The organism is Mesorhizobium sp. USDA 3734 (assembly GCF_056279665.1).
In genome coordinates, this window is record NZ_JBWCCW010000001.1 from 6,006,417 (window position 1) to 6,025,250 (window position 18,834).

Here is an 18,834-nt window from a genome sequence, read left to right on the forward strand (position 1 = left end):
GTCCGCGGCGGCCGCGGATGGTTCCATCCGGCCGCAACTCCCTCTATAAGCCGCCTTCGTTGTCCCGGTTTCAAGGATCCGCCGTTTGTTTCGTTTCTTCCGCTCGACGGAAAACCAGCGCCTCGTTGCGAGGCTGCTTCGGGAATCCTTCCGCCAACACATGTTTGGATACGGCGCCGCCATACTGTCGATGCTGGTGGTGGCCGGCACGACGGCTGCCAGCGCCTGGATCCTGCGCGAAATCACCAATGAATTCGTGATCGATAAAAGGATCGAACGCGTCAACATGATTGCCGTGGCGGTCGCCGTGATCTTCATCGTCAAGGGCATCGCCAATTTCGTCCAGGCCTACTTCATGAGCCGGGTTGGCAACGCCATCATCGCCGAGCGGCAGCGCAAGATCTACGATCGCGTCCTGGCGCAGGGCATCGAGTTCTATCATTCGACCTCGTCATCCGATCTGATCACCCGCATGACCAACAATGCCCAGGCGGCGCGCAACGTGCTCGACCTCATCGTCACCTCCTATGTGCGGGATCTGGTGACCTTGATTGCCCTGGTGCTGGTCATGATCGTGCAGGAGCCGGCGCTCTCCCTGATTTGCTTCATCGTCGGCCCCTTGGCCATCTACGGGGTCAACCGCATCCTGAAGCGTGTTCGCAAGTTCGCCGCAATGGAGTTCCGCTCGGTCGGCCAGATCGTGCAGGTGATGCAGGAAACCGCAATCGGCGTGCGCGTGATCAAATCCTTCAACCTCGAAGGCGTGATGCGCAAGCGCATGTTCAAGGCCGTATCGGACGTCGAGGACCGGGCCAACAACATCGCCACGCTTGAAGCGATCACCAGTCCGGTGATGGAGACGCTGGCCGGGCTGGCAATCGCGGGCGCCGTGCTGGTCAGCGGCCTTCTGGTGCTGCAGGGCGGCCAGACACCGGGCGGCATCATGGCTTTCATCGCGGCGCTGCTGCTGGCCTACGAACCGGCGAAGCGCCTCGCGCGCGTGCGCATCTCATTGGAGAGCGGCATCGTCGGCGTACGCATGATGTTCCAGCTGGCCGACGAGCCTCTGACGCTGGCAGAGAAGCCGGATGCAAAGCCGCTTCTGGCCGGACCGGGCGAGATCCGGTTCGACGCCGTCAGCTTCGCCTACCAGAATGGCCCGCCGGTGCTGGACCGGTTCGACCTGACCCTTGCGCCCGGCAAGATGACGGCGCTGGTCGGGCCTTCCGGCGGCGGCAAGTCGACTGTTCTGAACCTGATCATGCGCATGTACGACCCGCAGAGCGGCAAGGTGCTGTTCGATGGTCAGGACATTTCCCATGCGACGCTGGCGTCGCTGCGGGAAGAGATCGCCTATGTCAGCCAGGACACGTTCCTGTTTGCCGGCACGATCATGCACAATATCCGGCTTGGGCGCGAGGGCGCGACCGACGAAGAGGTGATCGCCGCCGCCAAGGCGGCCAATGCGCATGATTTCATCCGCGCGCAGGCGAAAGGCTACGACACCGAAGTGGGCGAAAACGGCGCGCTGCTGTCCGGCGGCCAGCGCCAACGCATTTCGATCGCACGCGCCATGCTGCGCAATGCCGAAATCCTGCTTTTGGACGAAGCGACCAGCGCGCTCGACGCCGAATCGGAAGCGCTGTTCCGCGACGCGCTGCAGCAATTGACGGAAGGGCGCACGACGATCGTCATCGCGCATCGTCTTTCGACCGTGCACCAGGCCGACACGATCGTGGTGCTCGAAGCCGGCAGAGTGGTGGAAAGCGGCCCGCACAAGACCTTGCTCAAGCAAGGCGGGCTCTACCAGAGGCTTTATGAGTATCAGCTTATGCCGTGAGGGTGTTCCGGATGTTGGCGCCAGGCCCCCTCATCCGGCCATTCGGGCCACCTTCTCCCCGAGGGGAGAAGAGATCGTCAACGCCGGCGCCTGCCTCTTCTCCCCGGCGGGGAGAAGGTGGCCGCGTAGCGGCCGGATGAGGGGGCCTGGGCGCGACCCTACTCCGGCACGAACCTGACCGCGCCCTTGGCCGCGCTGGTCGCCATCGCGGCATAGGCGCGCAAGGCGGTCGTCACCTTGCGCTTGCGCTTTTCCTCGGGCTTCCAGGCCAGGGCGCCCTTGGCCTCCATCGCCGCCCGGCGCGCAGCGAGTTCCGCATCATTGACAGCAAGGCGGATGCTGCGGTTCGGGATGTCGATTTCGATCGTGTCGCCCTCCTGCACCAATCCGATCAGCCCGCCTTCGGCGGCTTCCGGCGACGCATGGCCGATCGACAGGCCCGACGTGCCGCCGGAGAAACGGCCGTCGGTGACCAGCGCACAGGCCTTGCCGAGGCCTTTCGACTTCAGATAGCTGGTCGGGTAGAGCATTTCCTGCATGCCGGGGCCGCCGCGCGGCCCCTCATAGCGGATGACGACGACATCGCCGGCCTTGATCTCGTTCGACAGGATCGCCTTGACGCTGGAATCCTGGCTTTCGAAGACGCGGGCCGGGCCGGTGAACTTCAGGATCGATTCATCGACGCCGGCCGTCTTCACGATGCAGCCGTCGAGCGCCAGATTGCCTTTCAGCACGGCGAGGCCGCCATCCTTGGAGAAAGGATGTTCGGCCGAGCGGATAACGCCTTTCTCGCGATCGAGATCGAGCTCGTCCCAGCGGCGGTCCTGGCTGAAGGCGACCTGCGTCGGCACGCCGCCAGGGGCGGCAAGGAAGAAATCCCGCACACTCTGGCTGGTCGAGCGCGAAATGTCCCAATGGTCGAGCGCGTCACCCAGCGTTCGCGTGTGCACGGTCGGCAAATCGCGGTTGATCAGGCCGGCATTGTCGAGCTGGCCAAGGATCGCCATGATGCCGCCGGCGCGGTGAACGTCTTCCATGTGGACATCGGACTTGGCGGGGGCAACCTTGCACAGCACCGGCACCTTGCGCGACAGCGCGTCGATGTCATCCTGATCGAAATCGATTTCGCCCTCATGGGCGGCGGCCAGGATATGCAGCACGGTGTTGGTCGAACCGCCCATGGCGATGTCGAGTGTCATGGCGTTCTCGAAGGCGCCCTTCGAGGCGATGTTGCGCGGCAGCGCCGTCTCGTCATCCTGCTCGTAATAGCGCTGGGCGAGATCGACGATCAGGTGGCCGGCCTCGACGAACAGCCGCTTGCGGTCGGCATGGGTGGCCAGCGTCGAGCCGTTGCCGGGCAGCGAAAGCCCCAGCGCCTCTGTCAAACAATTCATCGAATTGGCGGTGAACATGCCCGAGCAGGAGCCGCAGGTCGGGCAGGCCGAACGCTCGATGACCTTGACGTCCTCGTCGGAGATCTTGTCGTCGGCGGCCGCCACCATGGCATCGACCAGGTCAAGCGCCTGCGTCTTGCCGGCGAGCACCACCTTGCCGGCTTCCATCGGCCCGCCGGAAACGAAGACAGTGGGGATGTTGAGGCGCAAGCTGGCCATCAGCATGCCTGGTGTGATCTTGTCGCAATTGGAGATGCAGACCATGGCGTCGGCGCAGTGGGCGTTGACCATGTATTCGACGGAATCGGCGATCAGCTCGCGCGACGGCAGCGAATAGAGCATGCCGTCATGACCCATGGCGATGCCGTCATCGACGGCGATGGTGTTGAATTCCTTGGCAACGCCGCCGGCCTTTTCGATCTCACGCGCGACCAGCTGGCCGAGGTCCTTCAGGTGGACATGGCCCGGCACGAACTGGGTGAAGGAATTGACCACCGCGATAATCGGCTTGCCGAAATCGCTGTCCTTCATGCCGGTGGCGCGCCAGAGGCCGCGAGCGCCGGCCATGTTACGGCCATGAGTGGTGGTGCGGGAGCGATAGGCAGGCATGTTTTTTCCTTGGTGGCTGGCCGCAGCCCAGGAATGGCGCGGCGGAGCTGAATTTGGATCGCAGGCGTTATAGACGCGCAAGCCCGGTCTGGCCACAATTTTGCAATGCGCCAGATTCCGCGAAAAACCGGATATCGCAAAAAATTGCAGGCCGCTGTCGGATCGCGCGGCGCATGGCCGTCCTTGGGCAGACGGCAAGGAATGGCACCATGTTCGGAGTCAGCCGTTTCACAGCAACAGCGACCGAAACAGCACGAGGAGCACGACATGCAAAAGATCACCACCTGCCTGTGGTTCGACGGCCAGGCCGAAGAGGCTATGAATTTCTACGTCTCCATCTTCAAGAATTCGAAGGTGCTGAGCGTTTTGCGCTGGCCCGCGGGCCACGCCGATGAAGGCAAAGTGCTGCTGACCACGTTCGAGCTCGACGGCGTGCCGTTCCAGGCGCTCAATGGCGGACCGCAATTCAAGTTCAACGAGGCGATGTCGCAGTCGATCGACTGCAAGACGCAGGAAGAGGTCGATTATTTCTGGGACAAGCTCATCGAAGGTGGCGGCGAACCGTCGCAATGCAGCTGGCTGAAGGATAAATTCGGCGTCTCCTGGCAGGTGGTGCCGGAGCAACTGCCGCGCCTGCTTCTGGATCCGGACCGGGCCAAGGCCGGCCGCGTGATGTCGGCGATGATGCAGATGAGCAAGATCGATATCGTCAAGATCGAAGAGGCGGCCAAAGGCTGAGCGAAACCCTCAACGCCGGCACTGCCCCTCATCCGCCCTTCGGGCACCTTCTCCCCGTGAACGGGGAGAAGGAAAAAGCGCGACTTACGCCGCTCTGTCGCGGACCTGATAGTCCTTGATCGTGGCGAAGCGGATCGCCTTCCAGCGCTCGGCTTCGTAGTTCAGCGAAAAGGCGTGCTGGGCGAGGAACACCGGATCGTTGTCGAGATCGCGGGCGATGTCGCCGCGATGCGCCTCGATGAAGCGAAGCACCTCGGCCTTGTCGTCGGCCGAGATCCAGCGGCAGACCGAAAAGCGCGACATCTCGAATTCGACCGGCAGCGTGTATTCGAAGTTCAGCCGTTCCTTCAACACGTCGAGCTGCAGCGCGCCGACGACGCCGACGATGGCCGGTGAGCCATCCTCCGGTGAAAACAGCTGCACGACGCCCTCCTCGGCCATCTGGTGCAGCGCTTCCTTGAGCTTCTTGGCCTTCATCGCGTCGCCGAGGCGCACGCGGCGCAGGATTTCCGGCGCAAAATTCGGCACGCCGCGGAACAGGATTTCCTCACCCTCGGTCAGCGTGTCGCCGATGCGCAGCGTGCCGTGGTTGGGGATGCCGACGACGTCGCCGGCAAAGGCCTCGTCGGCGGTGACGCGGGTGCGGGCAAAGAAGAACTGCGGCGCCGACAGCGACATCGGTTTCCCCGTGCGCACCAACTTGGCCTTCATGCCGCGCTCGAGCTTGCCCGAGCAGACGCGGACGAAGGCGATGCGGTCACGGTGGTTGGGGTCCATGTTGGCCTGGATCTTGAAGACGAAGGACGTCATCTTCTCCTCCGTCGCCTCGACCTTGCGGGTATCGGCCTCCTGCGCGCGCGGCGGCGGCCCAAAAGCGCCAAGTGCCTCGATCAGGTCGCGGACGCCATAATTGCGCAGCGCCGAGCCGAAATAGACCGGGGTCAGGTGGCCCTCGCGGAAGGCTTCTATATCAAGGGGTCTGCACGCTTCTCGCGCGAGCTCCAGTTCCTCGATGAAGGCTTCGCGCTCGTTCTCCGGCAGCAGCCCGGCAACGCGGTTGGAATCGGGACCGTTGACCGGCGTACGTTCCTTCTCGTCGTCGCCCCTGCGCACGGCGTTCAGCGCCAGATGGTAGGTACCGGAAAAGGTCTTGCCGCGGCCGATAGGCCAGGTGATGGGCGCGGTGTCCAGCGCCAGCTTCTGCTCGATCTCGTCGAGAATCTCGAACGGATCGCGGCTTTCGCGGTCCATCTTGTTGACGAAGGTGATGATCGGGATGTCGCGCAGGCGGCAGACCTCGAACAGTTTCAGCGTGCGCGGCTCGATGCCCTTGGCGGCGTCGATGACCATGACGGCCGAGTCGACCGCCGACAGCGTGCGGTAGGTGTCGTCGGCGAAATCCTCGTGGCCGGGCGTATCGAGCAGGTTGAAGACATTGTCCTCATACTCGAAGGTCATCACCGAAGTGACGACCGAAATGCCGCGCTCGCGCTCGATCTTCATCCAGTCGGACCGCGTCTGGATTTTATCCTTCTTGGCCTTGACCTCGCCGGCAAGCTGGATGGCGCCGCCGAACAGCAGCAGCTTTTCGGTGAGCGTGGTCTTGCCGGCGTCAGGGTGCGCGATGATCGCGAAGGTCCGGCGGCGCGCCACTTCTTCTTCTATTGCTTCGGGCATTCTCTGGGATTTCCGTGTGACAGGCCGGGCTTCTAGCAGCGCAGTGCCGGGCTGTCGACCGGTCGGGCGGCGCGGACGCCGCTGGTTGCCACCTCGCCGTCATGGCATGCAGCTCAATCGTGCTGTGGCTCGGGCCAGCACATTGCCCGCATATTTCGCGCTGCGCTATGTTGGCAAGCGGCTGCCGGGATGGCAGTTGGATGAACACCCGTCAGGAGTCGCGAGGAAGAGGAGCGAGCATGAGCGCCGCGAAACAAGTGATCGTCATCGGTGCCGGCATCATCGGCGCCTCCATCGCCTGGCATCTGACCAAGGCCGGGGCGCAGGTGACGGTCGTTTCCGAGAGCGGCACAGGTGGCGTCGCGACGCCCAATTCCTTTGCCTGGATCAACGCCAGCTGGGGCAACCCCGAAATCTATTTCCGGCTGCGCACTCGCGCCATGGCCGAATGGAAACGGCTGGCAAAGGAGCTGCCCGGGCTGCCGCTCGCCTGGTGCGGCGGGCTATGCTGGGACCTGCCGGTCGACCGGCTCGAAGCCTACGCGGCCGAACACTCTTCATGGGGCTACGGCATCGAACGTGTCGGCCGCGAGCGGGCGGCGCAAATCGAGCCCAACCTCGTCGAACCTCCTGAATTCGCTGTATATGTCGCAGAGGAAGGCGTGGCCGAGCCGGTTGCAACGGCCAGGGCTCTGCTGGCGGATGCCGAACGGCATGGTGGGCGGGTCATTGCCAGCACGGTCTCGGCGCTGGCCCAGACCAACGGCAGGGCGACCGGCGTGGACACACCGCATGGGCTGATTGCCGCCGACGAGGTGGTGATCGCGGCCGGCGTCGGCTCGCCCGACATTGCCGCGACGGCCGGGATCAACCTGCCGATCGAAACGCCCCCTGGCCTGATTGTCCATTCGCGGCCATACAGAAAGCTGCTCAACGGTCTGGTGCATGCCGAGAGGCTGCACATGCGCCAGACGGCCGAGGGCCGCATCATCGCCGGCTCGGATTTCGCCGGCGGCGATCCCGGCGAGACCCCCGAAGCGACGGGGCGCGACCTGTTCGCGGTGACGAAGGCGGCGTTGCATGGCGCCGAGGGGCTGGAACTCGATTTCCACACCGTCGGCTACCGCCCCAATCCGATCGACGGCTTTCCGATCATCGGCCGCGCCGAGGGCATGGACGGTGTCTATGTCGCGGTCATGCATTCCGGCATTACGCTGGCGCCGGCCGTCGGCCTGTTCGCCGCCCGGGAAATCCTCGACGGCGAGCGCGACCCGCTGCTTGCGCCTTATCGATTGTCGCGCTTCGCTCAATAGCCGGGCGGACGATGAAAGCCGCCGGTCAGTGGTTCGATTGCATTGGCGATGCCGAGCAGCCGCGCTTCCGACCAGCGTCTGCCGACCAGTTGCAAGCCGATCGGCAGGCCGGCGCTGTCCAGTCCGCACGGCACGGAAAGCGCTGGATGGCCACTGTAGTTGAAGACAGCGCCATAGGCCGGCAGCATCCAGTAGCTCTGCTCCTTGCCGTCGACCTTGATCGGCGTGCCCGACTCGCAATGCGGGAAGGCGGTCGTCATGGCGGCCGGGCAGAGCAGCGCATCATAGCTTTCGAAGAACTGATCCCAGGCGAGAATGGATTTGTCGCGGCGGGCGAGCGCCTCGAACCAGCGCAACAACGGCGTCGATTCCTGCGGCGGCACTGGCTGCGCGGCCTCCAGCATCATGCCGATCAGCGCGCCGCCCTGTTCCAGATCGTCGTGCAGATCGAGTTTTGGCAGTTTTGCTTCTTCGACGACGGCACCGGCGCCTTGCAGCTGCCTTGCGAGGTTTTCGACCGCGGCGCTGATGTCGCCGGCCACCGGAAAGCCGGGAAAGGATGGCGCGAAGGTGATGCGCAATGTCTTGAGGTCGAGCTTCGGCATGCCCTCGACCGGCGCCGGCGCAACATCAGTGTCGCTTCCATCCGGACCGGCGATGATTTGATAGATCAGCGATAGGTCATCCACACTGCGCGCCAGGGGGCCAAGACAGGACATCAGCCGCACGCTGCGCGCAGCACCGCCCGGATCGGGGAAGGCGCCGGCCAGCGAGATGCGGTGTTCCGTCGGCTTCAGCCCATAAACACCGCAGAAGGCAGCCGGCAGCCGGCAGCCGGATGGAATCCTGCATGTCGGTGCCGACGTCAAACGGCGTCATCCCCGAGCAAAGTGCAGCCGCAGCACCGCCGCTGGAACCGCCCGCCGTGCGCTCGAGATTCCATAGATTGCTGGTGCGGCCGAACAGCGGATTGTTCGACTGCCAGTCCGACAGCATTGTCGCGACATTGGTCTTGGCCATCAACACGCCGCCGGCCGCCCTCAACCGGGCGACGACCGGGCTGTCTTGTTTGGCGACATAGTCGGCAAAGGGCGGGAAGCCGACCGTGGTCTTCATGCCGGATGTCTCGTGCGTGTCCTTTAGCGTGAACGGTACGCCATGCAACGGGCCGAGCGCGTCGCCGCGCGCCAGTGCCGCATCGGCCTTTGTGGCGCGCTCGTGAGCTCCTTCCCTGTCGAGCGAGATGACGGCGTTGACCGCCCCATTGTGCTCGTCGATCTGCGCCAGATGCGCGTCGAGTGCTTCGACGGCGGAGATATTCCGCGCGGCGATGGCGGCAGCGAGATCGATGGTCGAGGAAAAGACGGGATCCATAGTGAATGCTCCGGCTTGGCGGCGCTCGCCTTGGTCAAATGGCGGATAGCGGCGCGATTTCAAGCAGAGTTGAGCATTCGAGGATTGGCCGCGTTTGATCGCAATTGTGCCGATAGTTTGTTGAGGTCGGCGCTGACCCGCGACGTTACCAGTTGACGAAGAAACCTACCCGACCAGCGCGAGCTTCCCCGCCGCTGGAGCAAACGGGCGTATGCTGATGCCGTCCCGCGTCATCGTCACAAAGCTCGACGGCGGGATGGCCTGCCAGTCGCCGCCCTCGCGATCGAAGGGTTCGGAAACGATGCAGCGGCCACCACCCTTGCGGAAGGTCGAGGTGTAGAGCGTCGGCGCGTGGGCATCGGTGGCGTAGCGAACCGTATGCAGCGCCTGCCCATCCGAGAAGGCGGCGGTGAGTTTCAGCGCCGGTTCGAGACCGGCACGGCGCGAGGCGTCGAGGACGCGGCTGGTGGCGCGGGAAACGGCGCCTTGCGGATCGGCGGCCAATCCCTCGTCGATCATCAGCAGGAAAAACAATTCGGAATCGGTGGTGCCTTCACGCTGGTCGAAGACGGCGTCGGACAGCGAGTTCTCCAGCGCGCGGCGGATTTTTTCGAAGCCGCCGATCTGGCCGTTGTGCATGAACGACCAAGGACCTGCGATGAACGGATGGCAGTTCATGCGGCTGGTGGCGCCGCCGGTCGAGGCCCGCACATGAGCGAGGAACAGGCCGGATTTGATCTGCCGGCACAGGCTTTTCAGATTGGGATCGGACCAGGCCGGCAGGATATCGCGATAGAGACCCGGCTCCGGGCGGTCGCCATACCACGCAAGGCCGAAGCCGTCGCCGTTGGTCGGCGACTTCGCTTCCTGGGCGCAATGGCTCTGGGCGATCAGCGAGTGACAGGGCGCGGTGAGGATGTCTTCGAGAAAGACCGCTTCACCGAGATAGGCCGCCCACCGGCACATCGTTTCTGTCGTCCTCTAGGCGCGATCCATAAGAGCCGCGGGCTCCTTGGTCGCGTGCGTGCCTCTGTTGTGCGTCCGCTCATAAAGCTCGCGAACGATTCGGCTGGCTGTAGTTTCAAACAGAAATGGCAAGAAAGCATGAACGAGCGCGGCGCCCGCCGCCAGCAGCAAGCGCGACGAGAACCATGCGGCAAAAGCCATATGACCGAGATAGGTTTCGCCGACCTTGGCCGGGTGAGAGGTGAAAATCCTTGCGACCGACATGCTGGTTCCCCTTCAGCGTCTGAGTTCCTGATGTGAGTATCCTGACACGCTTCGCCGGTTCATCGGTCTCAAAATATCCTTGTAATCAGCCAGATCATGGGACAAATATCCCACATGGCACTCGATATCGATGAAATAGACCGGAAATTGCTCACCGAGTTGCAACGCGACGGCACGCTGTCGGTCGACCAGCTGTCGGAACGGGTGGCCTTGTCGCGCAATGCCTGCTGGCGCCGGGTGAAGCGGCTGGAGGAAGATGGCATCATCACCGGTCGGGTGGCGCTGGTCGATGCCGAAAAGCTCGGACTTGGCCTTTCCGTCTTCATCCTGATCCGCACGTCCAACCATGATCCGGAGTGGCTGCAGAAGTTCCGGGCGGCGGTGACCGGCTTTCCCGAGATCACCGGCGTCTACCGCATGTCCGGCGACCTCGATTATGTCTTGCGCGCCCGCGTTGCCGATGTGAAGGCCTATGACTGGCTCTACCAGCGGCTGATCGCCAAGGTGGCGCTGTCGGACGTTTCCGCGTCGTTCGTGATGGAGGAGATCAAGGAGACCACCGTCGTTCCGATGGAACTGCGCTAGGTCGTCGTACCGCCATAAAGAAAGCCGTTGATAGAATTACAGTCGAGTTGACCGAATCGCCGTTCGCGCCGATAGGATCGATTTTATGCGCGCAGCCCTTCAAACTCCCTCCGTCATCGGTCCGACCGTCGGCTTCGTCAGGTTGCCGCACGGGGAAGGACTTCCCCTTCCTGCCTATGAAAGCACCGGTGCGGCCGGCATGGACCTGCGCGCCGCGGTGCCCGACGACCGGCCGCTGCTGATCCTGCCGGGAAAGCGCGCTCTGGTGCCGACCGGGCTGATCCTGGAAATTCCGGAAGGCATGGAAGGCCAGGTCCGGCCACGCTCGGGCCTTGCCTTCAAACATGGCCTTACCGTCCTCAACACGCCCGGCACCATCGACAGCGACTATCGCGGCGAGGTGAAGGTGCTGCTGATCAATCTCGGCGATGAGGATTTCGCGGTGACGCGCGGCATGCGCATCGCCCAGATCGTCTTCGCGGCGGTGACGCAGGCAGCCGTTGAAGAGCGCACACTTGCTGGCGGAACCGCGCGTGGCGCAGGCGGCTTCGGATCGACCGGCACCGCCTGATGGCTGAACTGCCAAAACTTGTCATCTTCGACTGCGACGGCATCCTGGTCGACACCGAGAACCTGGCCAATCGGCGCCTTGCCGAATGGCTGAGCGCCGCCGGCTATCCGACAAGTTTCGAATATTGCCGCAAGAATTTCTCCGGCCGCAGCATGGCGTCGGTGCAGAAAGAGATCGAAGGGGAGACCAGCGTCAGGCTCGGCGCCGATTTCGTCGATCGCTGGAACGCCGGCCTGCCCGATCTGTTCGCCCACGGCGTCGAGGCGATCCCCTATGTCCGCGAATTTGTCGAAGCCGTGCGTTCAGCCGGCATCGCCTATTGCGTCGCCACCTCGGCCCGGGTGTCGAAGATGCACATCACGCTTGGCCAGACCGGGCTGCTGCCGCTGTTCGAGCACGCGATGTTCAGTTCGACCATGGTCGGTCGCGGCAAGCCGTTCCCGGACCTGTTCCTGCATGCGGCCAAGACCATCGGCTTCGCGCCTGCCGACTGCATCGTCATCGAGGACAGCGTCGCCGGCACGCAGGCCGGCATCGCCGCCGGCATGCGGGTGTTTTCCTACCATGCCGACCCCTACTCCGACCGCGACGGCCTGATCCAGGCCGGTGGCATCCTGTTCGACGACATGCGCGAGCTGGCCGGGCTGGTGCCTATCCACTGACCTGATCTTCAGCCCATGGCTGTACGCCTCGATTGTCCATGCTAGCTTGGCGCCGCCAACTCGATGCCATGCATGAAACCCAGCCTGCTCCGCTTCATCCTCTCCTTGATGCTACTGCCGTTCTTATGGACAGCGGCTGGCGCGCAGGCCGTCGGGTTCCCGGAACTCGGCAGCGCACTGCCTGGCCGCACGGACATCACTTATCTCGATCTGGCGAGGATGGTCATTCCAGATCTCGCCGCGGACAAAGACGGCTTCTACAAAGGCGGGTTGCCGATCGAGATGCGTCACATCGAGGGACCGGACAGCGGCGGCTCACCGCCGGAGACGTCGGGCATTTTCAATGCGGCCGTGCTTGCCATCAAAGCTGGCGGCAAGGACCGGCTGACCATGCTGTTCGACCTCGGCGATGCTTCCGACGGCGCCGAAGGCTATGCCGTGCTGGCTCTCTACGACATCACAGCCAAGCCAAAATTGCTCGACGCCGTCAATGTCGCGCTCGATCGCGACACCTATTTCCGCGAACCGGGCAAGCTTTCCGTCGGCGCCAACGACGACATCCTCATCACCATGAGCGCGCATTTCAATTCGAACCAGAACTACGTGGCGACGCCACTGCTCATGGTTGCCAAGGACAAGTTTGAACCGATCGACATCATCTATACGTTCGATGAGAACCTGTGCGCCTACAGCCGCAAGCAGGATCTGGTTTTCCAGACCATCGCCGACGGCCAACCTTATGACGCCATCAAGGTGACGGTGACCGATTCTACCGTGCTGAACGGCGAAAGCTGCGATGACACCCCGCCCAAGCCCGAGTCTCACGCGATTTCGGTCACCTATCACTGGGACAAGAACACATCGCGCTATGCCAAGGATTCCGACGCGCTGGACAAATTGGCAGGAGAGAACGCCAAACGCTTCTGAACCAACCGCATTCGTTTGCCCAGTCAAATGGGTCAGGATAAAATCCGCTTAGCCACACCACGCATGATGGGGGAAACTACCATGGACAAGGGCAAGATCTTTCGCGACCTGCATGCCTCGATCTTCGTCATGCCCAATCCCTGGGATATCGGCACGACGAAGCTGCTGGGCTCGTTCGGCTTCACCGCGCTGGCGACGACCAGCGCCGGCTTTGCCTTTTCACGCGGCCTACCGGATGGCGCCGTGACCTTCGACCAGATGATCCACCATTGCCGCGAGGTGACGGCGGCGACCAGCCTGCCGGTCTCAGCCGACCTCGAGAAAGGCAAGGGCGACAGTGCCGAGCAGGCCGCCGAAACCATCTTCGCGGCGGAAGCAGCCGGCCTTGCCGGCTGCTCGATCGAGGATCACACCGGCGACCCGGACAAGCCGATCTATGATTTTGCGCATGCCGTCGAGCGTGTTGCGGCGGCGGTGGAAGCGGCGCGGGCGCTCAGGCGCGATTTCGTCTTCACCGCGCGCGCCGAGAATTTTCTCTGGGGCAAGTCCGACCTCGACGACACCATCAAGCGGCTGCAGGCCTTCGAGAAGGCCGGCGCCGACGTGCTCTATGCGCCGGGCATCGGGGACGTCGAGATGATCCGCACCATCTGTTCGGCGGTCAGCAGGCCGGTCAACGTCATGGCAAAGCCCGGCTTCACCATCGCCGACCTCGCCATGGCCGGCGTCAAGCGCGTCTCGCTCGGGCCGTGGTTGACCAATTTCGCCTATGGCATGCTGGAAACGGCGGCACGCGAGATCCAGCAGGACGGCACCTTCGGCTTCACCCGCGCCGCCATGCCGTTCGGCAAATTGCAGGCGCTGTTTGCCAAACCTTCAGCCTAGATGAGGCCATCGCATGACGCTTACCGTCGTCGACATGCATACCGGCGGCGAGCCGCTCCGGATCGTCACCGGCGGCTATCCGGATATCCCGAAGGGCACCATCCTGGAAAAGCGCGCCTATGTGCGCGACCATCTCGATCATCTGCGGAAAATCCTGATGTTCGAGCCGCGCGGCCATTACGACATGTATGGCGCCTTGCTGGTCGAACCCGATCTGCCCGGCGCCGACCTCGCCGTGCTATTCATGCATAATGAGGGCTATTCGACCATGTGCGGCCACGCCATCGTCGCGCTCGGCCGCTATGCCGTTGATGAAGGGCTGGTGGCGAAACAGGAGCCTATCACGACTGTCAACATCGAGGCGCCGTGCGGGCTGGTCGTCGCCTCGGTCGAGGTCAGGGATGGCAAGGCCGGCGCCGTGTCGTTCGAAAGCGTGCCGGCCTTCCTGTTCGCCGGCGGCCAGACGATAGAGCTGGCGGGCCATGGCACGATCGGCTTCGACATCGCCTATGGCGGCGCTTTCTACGCACTGGCCGATTGCCACCAATTCGGGCTTGAATTCGGCCGCGACCGGGTGCGCGATTTCGTCGATGCGGCAACCGCACTGACGAACAGGCTCAAGGCCGAATTTCCGCTGTCGCATCCCGACCATGCCGACCTGGCCTTTCTCTACGGCACCATCCTGACCGATGGCCGCGACGCGTTTTGCGGCGAGGTGACCAAGAACATCTGCGTCTTCGCCGAGGCCGAGGTCGACCGCTCGCCGACGGGATCCGGCGTCACCGCAAGGCTGGCGGCCATGCATGCCAAGGGCGAGATCGCGATCGGGCAGACACGCATGTTCGAGAGCATCTCCGGCTCGCGTTTTTCCGGAGCCGTGGTGCGGACGGCGAAGGCTGGCCCGCATGAGGCGATCATCGCCCGCGTCGGCGGCCGCGCCTATTATTCCGGGCGGGCGGAGTTCATTGTCGAGGCCGATGACGAGCTGGGGCGCGGATTTCTCCTTCGCTAAGTGCGCCGATATCCAGGTCGGGCCGCTTCCCGCACCGAAATCGCCTTGTGCAGATGCACCATCATGGCGGCGGCGAAGAGTGGCGTCACCAGATTGAGCAACGGCACGGCAAGGAAGGCAGCGATGAGCAGCCCGGCGAGAAACACCGTTCCGGCATAGTGCCTGCGCAAGGCCCTGGCCTCTTCTTCGCCGCGAAAGCGCATGGCGGCGAATTCGAAGAACTCGCGCCCGAGCAGATAACCGTTGACGATGAAGAAGGCGGCGATGTTGACGCCCGGCACCAGGAGAAGCAGCAGCGCGACGATGTTGCCGAGAATGACGACGCCGAGAAATCGCATCGACAGCACCAGCGAGCGCAGCGCCGGCATGGCGCGGCCGGTTGGATCGCCGGGATAGTCGGTGCGCTCGACCACTTCGGCGATGTCGTCGAGGAACAGGCCGGCGATAACAGCCGTCACCGGCGCGATCAGCAATGCCATGACGAAGGCAAGCGCTATTGCCGCGATGATGCCGCCCAGCCACCCGGCCCAGGAGGGAATGCCGGGCAGCAGCGTCTGCAGCCAGGGCAGGGCCAGCCACTCGACAAGGCTGGTCAGGCCGAACCACAAGGCCACCAGCGCCAGCAAGGTCAGCCCGAGCGTCTTGACGAACACGGCACGGAACGGAGGCGAGAGCAGCTCAAGGGCCGCAGTGCGGGCAGCGTCGAAAATCACCGTGCTTCAATCCCAGGTCAGCGGACGCCGAAAAGGCGGACGCTTCCGAAATAGGCAGCCCAGGTCGCGAGCACAAGCGCGGACAACTATCGGGCGAGCGCCGCCTTGCGAACCGGGATGGTCATGGCCGCAACCCCGACCACGACAAACGCCATGCCAAGCCACGCCGTCGAACCGAGGCTTTCGCCAAGGAAGAGGGCGCCGATGCCGACGCCGATCGGCACGCGCAGATAGGCTTGCGAGGTGGTGCCGACCGAACCAAGCGTATGGATGAGGCGGAAATAGATGACGAAGGCCAGCGCGGTGGAAAACACCGACAGGCCGAGCAGGGCCAGGATTGATGCGGTCGATGGCGCCAGCGTCCATGGCTGGTCGAACACAAGACTGAGCGGCACGAGGATAACGGCGCCGCATAGCATCGAACCGGCGGCCGGCAGCATCGGATCGAGGCCCTTGAAGCCACGGCCGAAAATGGCCGCACCCGCATAGCAGATTGTTGCCGCGACGATTGCCAACTGCGCCCACAGCTCGTGACCGAGACCACCCAGCGCCTGCGTGCCGATGATGAGGCAGATGCCGGCAATGCCGGCGCCGACACCAATCAGTTTGCGCAACGTCACCGGCTCATGGCGGGTGATGAGCGCGGTCAAAAGGAAGGTGAAGATCGGCGAGGTCGCGTTCAGGATGGTGGCGAGGCCGGCATCGACCGAGCGTTCGGCCGCGGCGATGAGGGTGAACGGTATGACGCTGTTGAGGCAGGCCTGGAAGGCGAAGCGGCGCCAGCTTGCCGCGTCGCCCGGCATGGCGAGCCCGCGCCACCGGATGATGGCGAACAGGATGCCGCCGGCGATCAGGGTGCGGGCGGCAATGAAGGTGACCGGCGGGATCGTCTCGACGCCGATCTTGATGAAGGTGTAGGAGGCGCCCCAGAGCACCGCCAGCAAGGCGAGCAGCGCCAGGTCGGTGGTCATGTCGTTTTTTGCAGTCTCTTTCTTTGTCGACATGCTCTTTGTAGACGTTGGGGGGCTGGCTCGCCTTCGAAACGGGATCGTCTGAGCCTGCCTTGTAGGCGGTGCGGCGATGAAATGCTTCGGCCACGGTCGAATTGTCATAGCGCCTCGTTGCCGATGTGCCTTTGGGCTGTTCGGACCTGATCCGCCCAAGTTGCGTGTTGCGCTCTAGGCAAAGCGGTTTCAAATCGCTAGACCCGCGCCCGGCCGACATGGCAAGAAGCCGGCTCGGGTTTTTGGCGGAGATTTTGATGCCGGATTATGACGTGCTTTGCATCGGCAATGCCATTGTCGACATCATCGCCCAGTGCGACGAGGAATTCCTCGAGACCAACGGCATCATCAAGGGCGCGATGAACCTCATCGACACAAAGCGCGCCGAACTGCTCTACAGCCGCATGGGCCCGGCGATCGAAGCCTCCGGCGGCAGCGCCGGCAACACGGCGGCCGGCGTCGCCAGCTTCGGCGGCCGCGCCGCCTTCTTCGGCAAGGTCTCCAACGATGCGCTGGGCGAAATCTACGCCCACGACATCCACGCGCAGGGCGTCGCCTTCGACACCAAGCCGCTCAAGGGCGAGCCGCCGACGGCGCGCTCTATGATCTTTGTCACCCCCGACGGCGAGCGCTCGATGAACACCTATCTCGGCGCCTGCGTCGAACTCGGACCGGAGGATGTCGAGCCCGACAAGGCGTCTGGCGCCAAGGTCACCTATTTCGAAGGCTATCTGTGGGACCCGCCGCGCGCCAAGGAGGCGATCCGGCAGACGGCGAAGCTGGCGCACGCGGCAGGCCGGGAAGTGTCGATGACATTGTCGGATTCGTTCTGCGTCGACCGCTACCGCGACGAATTCCTCGACCTGATGCGCTCGGGCACGGTCGATATCGTCTTTGCCAACAGCCACGAGATCAAGTCGCTCTACCAGACGTCGTCGTTCGATGAGGCGCTGGCGCAGATCCGCAAGGATTGCAGGATCGCCGCCGTGACCCGCTCGGAAAAAGGCTCGGTGATCGTGCGCGGCGACGAGACCGTGGTGATCAAGGCGACCGCGATCAAGGAACTGGTCGACACGACCGGCGCCGGCGATCTCTATGCCGCCGGTTTCCTGCATGGCTACACGCAAGGCCGCGACCTGCAGACCTGCGGCGACCTTGGCTCACTGGCGGCCGGATTGGTGATCCAGCAGATCGGACCCAGGCCACGGCAGAATTTGCGCCGTGAGGCTGAGCAGGCGAGGTTGCTTTAACTCAAAGGCGGGCGCTTGCTGGGGTAGTAGCAGGATCGCGCTCCAGCCCTTCGCAGGCTCAGGGCGTTCGAAGCTCGAAAAGCCAAGCAATTGGCTTTTCGTCCGCTGCGCGGACCGCTTCTCACCGTCGCGCGGCTGTCACACATCGCACCTACACGCAATCGAGGCGTCCTGCGACTGACATTTCGGGGCGCCAACAGCCAGTTGGGGTGTCAAGAAATGCAAGACAGCAAGCTGTCGGGCCGCTGCATCTGTTGCCGCTGCGATTTCCGCTTTCCGCTCTAGAGTTCAACAACCGGCCGTGGCTGTGGGAGGAGCGCGCGGCCCGGAAGACAGATGCATGAACAGATTTCAGATCCAGGGCCTCAAGCAGGACGACTTCGCGGATATGGTCGCGGAGGAGGTCGAACGCGCGCTTGCCCACTATGATGAGGCCATCAACAAGCCGACCATGGTCTCGGTCGGCAAGATCGCCGGCAGCATAGCGTCAGCCGTTACCTTGCTGTCGCCGAAACACCAGCGCGCCATCGACGCCATCCATGCCGACCTTCCCGGCCTGGCATCGAAATTCGTGCGAGCATTGGCGGCCGAGGCCGCGCGCCGTAGCGAAGCCGGTATTGCCGGCGCGATAAATCCGCCGACGACCCTGTCGGCCGATGTCGAGCCCCCTTCGCTGCCAAAGTCCGACGATCTCGAATCGATGCTGATCGAGGACTGGGCGGGCCGTGTCGCCGGCTCGACCTATCTGGAAGAGAATTTGCGCATCGCCCGCTCGACCCTGCATCGCTGGCAGCGGCGGGGCGAAGTCATCGCCTTGCGCAAGGGCGGCCGCAAACATGTGTTCCCGCTGGCGCAATTCGTCGACGGCAGGCCGGTGGCGGGCATCCGCGACGTGCTGTCGCTGATCACCAATCCGAGGCTCGCATGGCTGTGGCTGACGCGCCCCTCGGCTCAGCTCGACGGCCGTGTTCCCATCGACCTGCTCCGGCAGGATCAGGTCGACGAGGTCGTCGAGGCGGCGCGTGCGTTCGCGCCGGACTGATAGCTTCG

General features: G+C 63.7%; 19 protein-coding genes. 11 read left to right on the forward strand and 8 right to left on the reverse strand.

Translation table 11 applies throughout. The features are described from left to right. Positions 1-85: 85 nt before the first annotated feature. Positions 86-1,840, forward strand: a complete 1,755-nt coding sequence (locus ACZ89F_RS28765; protein WP_476095404.1) for an ABC transporter ATP-binding protein — start codon at positions 86-88, stop codon at positions 1,838-1,840. Positions 1,841-1,998: 158 nt separating this feature from the next. On the opposite strand, the gene ilvD is transcribed toward ACZ89F_RS28765, so the two are convergent. Continuing rightward, entirely contained in the window at positions 1,999-3,843 is a 1,845-nt protein-coding gene (gene ilvD, locus ACZ89F_RS28770) for a dihydroxy-acid dehydratase (protein WP_476095406.1), read from the reverse strand. A gap of 267 nt (positions 3,844-4,110) precedes the next feature. Here ilvD and ACZ89F_RS28775 point away from each other — a divergent pair, with 267 nt between their 5' ends. Further along, positions 4,111-4,581 carry a VOC family protein gene (locus tag ACZ89F_RS28775; RefSeq protein ID WP_476095408.1) on the forward strand — a complete coding sequence of 157 codons (471 nt, stop codon included), beginning with the start codon at positions 4,111-4,113 and terminating at the stop codon, positions 4,579-4,581. An 84-nt stretch (positions 4,582-4,665) separates the two neighbouring features. Here the strand turns inward: ACZ89F_RS28775 and ACZ89F_RS28780 are convergent, their stop codons facing one another. Beyond that, positions 4,666-6,258, reverse strand: coding sequence for a peptide chain release factor 3 (locus ACZ89F_RS28780; RefSeq protein WP_476095410.1), 1,593 nt, complete (start codon positions 6,256-6,258; stop codon positions 4,666-4,668). A 239-nt stretch (positions 6,259-6,497) separates the two neighbouring features. Between ACZ89F_RS28780 and ACZ89F_RS28785 the strand changes: the two genes are divergently transcribed. Continuing rightward, entirely contained in the window at positions 6,498-7,571 is a 1,074-nt protein-coding gene (locus ACZ89F_RS28785) for an NAD(P)/FAD-dependent oxidoreductase (RefSeq protein ID WP_476095412.1), read from the forward strand. On the opposite strand, the gene ACZ89F_RS28790 is transcribed toward ACZ89F_RS28785, so the two are convergent. The 4 genes from ACZ89F_RS28790 to ACZ89F_RS28805 form a co-directional block, all read right to left on the reverse strand. Next, the gene (locus ACZ89F_RS28790; RefSeq protein ID WP_476097419.1) at positions 7,565-8,368 is read right to left on the reverse strand and encodes an amidase; all 804 of its coding nucleotides are present in this window, start codon (positions 8,366-8,368) and stop codon (positions 7,565-7,567) included. The two genes, ACZ89F_RS28785 and ACZ89F_RS28790, sit on opposite strands and share 7 nt — an antisense overlap. Further along, positions 8,253-8,945 (reverse strand): amidase family protein, encoded by a 693-nt coding sequence (locus ACZ89F_RS28795; RefSeq protein WP_476095414.1) that lies wholly within the window; start codon positions 8,943-8,945, stop codon positions 8,253-8,255. The genes ACZ89F_RS28790 and ACZ89F_RS28795 overlap by 116 nt, the downstream gene beginning before the upstream one ends. A gap of 165 nt (positions 8,946-9,110) precedes the next feature. Next, positions 9,111-9,911: a class II glutamine amidotransferase gene (locus ACZ89F_RS28800; protein ID WP_476095416.1), complete on the reverse strand. Its 801-nt coding sequence runs from the start codon at positions 9,909-9,911 to the stop codon at positions 9,111-9,113. Positions 9,912-9,926: 15 nt separating this feature from the next. Beyond that, the gene (locus ACZ89F_RS28805; RefSeq protein ID WP_136617504.1) at positions 9,927-10,175 is read right to left on the reverse strand and encodes a DUF6356 family protein; all 249 of its coding nucleotides are present in this window, start codon (positions 10,173-10,175) and stop codon (positions 9,927-9,929) included. Between the two features lie 114 nt (positions 10,176-10,289). Between ACZ89F_RS28805 and ACZ89F_RS28810 the strand changes: the two genes are divergently transcribed. The 6 genes from ACZ89F_RS28810 (at position 10,290) to ACZ89F_RS28835 (ending at position 14,817) form a co-directional block, all read left to right on the forward strand. Beyond that, positions 10,290-10,760, forward strand: coding sequence for an Lrp/AsnC family transcriptional regulator (locus ACZ89F_RS28810; RefSeq protein ID WP_476095417.1), 471 nt, complete (start codon positions 10,290-10,292; stop codon positions 10,758-10,760). An 85-nt stretch (positions 10,761-10,845) separates the two neighbouring features. Next, positions 10,846-11,331: a dUTP diphosphatase gene (gene dut / locus ACZ89F_RS28815; RefSeq protein ID WP_056588233.1), complete on the forward strand. Its 486-nt coding sequence runs from the start codon at positions 10,846-10,848 to the stop codon at positions 11,329-11,331. Then, positions 11,331-11,993: an HAD family hydrolase gene (locus ACZ89F_RS28820; protein ID WP_476095419.1), complete on the forward strand. Its 663-nt coding sequence runs from the start codon at positions 11,331-11,333 to the stop codon at positions 11,991-11,993. The genes dut and ACZ89F_RS28820 overlap by 1 nt, the downstream gene beginning before the upstream one ends. A 72-nt stretch (positions 11,994-12,065) precedes the next feature. Continuing rightward, complete coding sequence (locus ACZ89F_RS28825; RefSeq protein WP_476095421.1) at positions 12,066-12,920, forward strand: hypothetical protein; 855 nt, start codon at positions 12,066-12,068, stop codon at positions 12,918-12,920. Between the two features lie 81 nt (positions 12,921-13,001). Continuing rightward, entirely contained in the window at positions 13,002-13,805 is an 804-nt protein-coding gene (locus tag ACZ89F_RS28830; RefSeq protein WP_476095422.1) for an isocitrate lyase/PEP mutase family protein, read from the forward strand. A 13-nt stretch (positions 13,806-13,818) separates the two neighbouring features. Next, the gene (locus ACZ89F_RS28835; protein ID WP_476095424.1) at positions 13,819-14,817 is read left to right on the forward strand and encodes a proline racemase family protein; all 999 of its coding nucleotides are present in this window, start codon (positions 13,819-13,821) and stop codon (positions 14,815-14,817) included. On the opposite strand, the gene ACZ89F_RS28840 is transcribed toward ACZ89F_RS28835, so the two are convergent. Further along, positions 14,814-15,530, reverse strand: coding sequence for a sulfate transporter family protein (locus tag ACZ89F_RS28840; RefSeq protein WP_476095426.1), 717 nt, complete (start codon positions 15,528-15,530; stop codon positions 14,814-14,816). The two genes, ACZ89F_RS28835 and ACZ89F_RS28840, sit on opposite strands and share 4 nt — an antisense overlap. Positions 15,531-15,616: 86 nt before the next feature. Beyond that, the gene (locus ACZ89F_RS28845; RefSeq protein WP_476095428.1) at positions 15,617-16,501 is read right to left on the reverse strand and encodes an EamA family transporter; all 885 of its coding nucleotides are present in this window, start codon (positions 16,499-16,501) and stop codon (positions 15,617-15,619) included. 290 nt (positions 16,502-16,791) lie between these two features. On the opposite strand from ACZ89F_RS28845, the gene ACZ89F_RS28850 reads away from it, so the two are divergent. Further along, entirely contained in the window at positions 16,792-17,784 is a 993-nt protein-coding gene (locus ACZ89F_RS28850; RefSeq protein ID WP_476095429.1) for an adenosine kinase, read from the forward strand. Positions 17,785-18,124: 340 nt separating this feature from the next. Continuing rightward, positions 18,125-18,826, forward strand: coding sequence for an antitoxin Xre/MbcA/ParS-like domain-containing protein (locus tag ACZ89F_RS28855; protein ID WP_476095431.1), 702 nt, complete (start codon positions 18,125-18,127; stop codon positions 18,824-18,826). The last annotated feature ends 8 nt before the right edge of the window (positions 18,827-18,834 follow it).

Excerpts from the sequence above, each read along its gene's own strand:
- ilvD (WP_476095406.1), bottom strand. The coding sequence starts at position 3,843 with ATGCCTGCCTATCGCTCCCGCACCACCACTCATGGCCGTAACATGGCC.
- ACZ89F_RS28775 (WP_476095408.1), top strand. The coding sequence starts at position 4,111 with ATGCAAAAGATCACCACCTGCCTGTGGTTCGACGGCCAGGCCGAAGAG.
- ACZ89F_RS28780 (WP_476095410.1), bottom strand. The coding sequence starts at position 6,258 with ATGCCCGAAGCAATAGAAGAAGAAGTGGCGCGCCGCCGGACCTTCGCG.
- ACZ89F_RS28785 (WP_476095412.1), top strand. The coding sequence starts at position 6,498 with ATGAGCGCCGCGAAACAAGTGATCGTCATCGGTGCCGGCATCATCGGC.
- ACZ89F_RS28795 (WP_476095414.1), bottom strand. The coding sequence starts at position 8,945 with ATGGATCCCGTCTTTTCCTCGACCATCGATCTCGCTGCCGCCATCGCC.
- ACZ89F_RS28800 (WP_476095416.1), bottom strand. The coding sequence starts at position 9,911 with ATGTGCCGGTGGGCGGCCTATCTCGGTGAAGCGGTCTTTCTCGAAGAC.
- ACZ89F_RS28805 (WP_136617504.1), bottom strand. The coding sequence starts at position 10,175 with ATGTCGGTCGCAAGGATTTTCACCTCTCACCCGGCCAAGGTCGGCGAA.
- ACZ89F_RS28810 (WP_476095417.1), top strand. The coding sequence starts at position 10,290 with ATGGCACTCGATATCGATGAAATAGACCGGAAATTGCTCACCGAGTTG.
- dut (WP_056588233.1), top strand. The coding sequence starts at position 10,846 with ATGCGCGCAGCCCTTCAAACTCCCTCCGTCATCGGTCCGACCGTCGGC.
- ACZ89F_RS28820 (WP_476095419.1), top strand. The coding sequence starts at position 11,331 with ATGGCTGAACTGCCAAAACTTGTCATCTTCGACTGCGACGGCATCCTG.
- ACZ89F_RS28825 (WP_476095421.1), top strand. The coding sequence starts at position 12,066 with ATGAAACCCAGCCTGCTCCGCTTCATCCTCTCCTTGATGCTACTGCCG.
- ACZ89F_RS28830 (WP_476095422.1), top strand. The coding sequence starts at position 13,002 with ATGGACAAGGGCAAGATCTTTCGCGACCTGCATGCCTCGATCTTCGTC.
- ACZ89F_RS28835 (WP_476095424.1), top strand. The coding sequence starts at position 13,819 with ATGACGCTTACCGTCGTCGACATGCATACCGGCGGCGAGCCGCTCCGG.
- ACZ89F_RS28845 (WP_476095428.1), bottom strand. The coding sequence starts at position 16,501 with ATGACCACCGACCTGGCGCTGCTCGCCTTGCTGGCGGTGCTCTGGGGC.
- ACZ89F_RS28850 (WP_476095429.1), top strand. The coding sequence starts at position 16,792 with ATGCCGGATTATGACGTGCTTTGCATCGGCAATGCCATTGTCGACATC.
- ACZ89F_RS28855 (WP_476095431.1), top strand. The coding sequence starts at position 18,125 with ATGAACAGATTTCAGATCCAGGGCCTCAAGCAGGACGACTTCGCGGAT.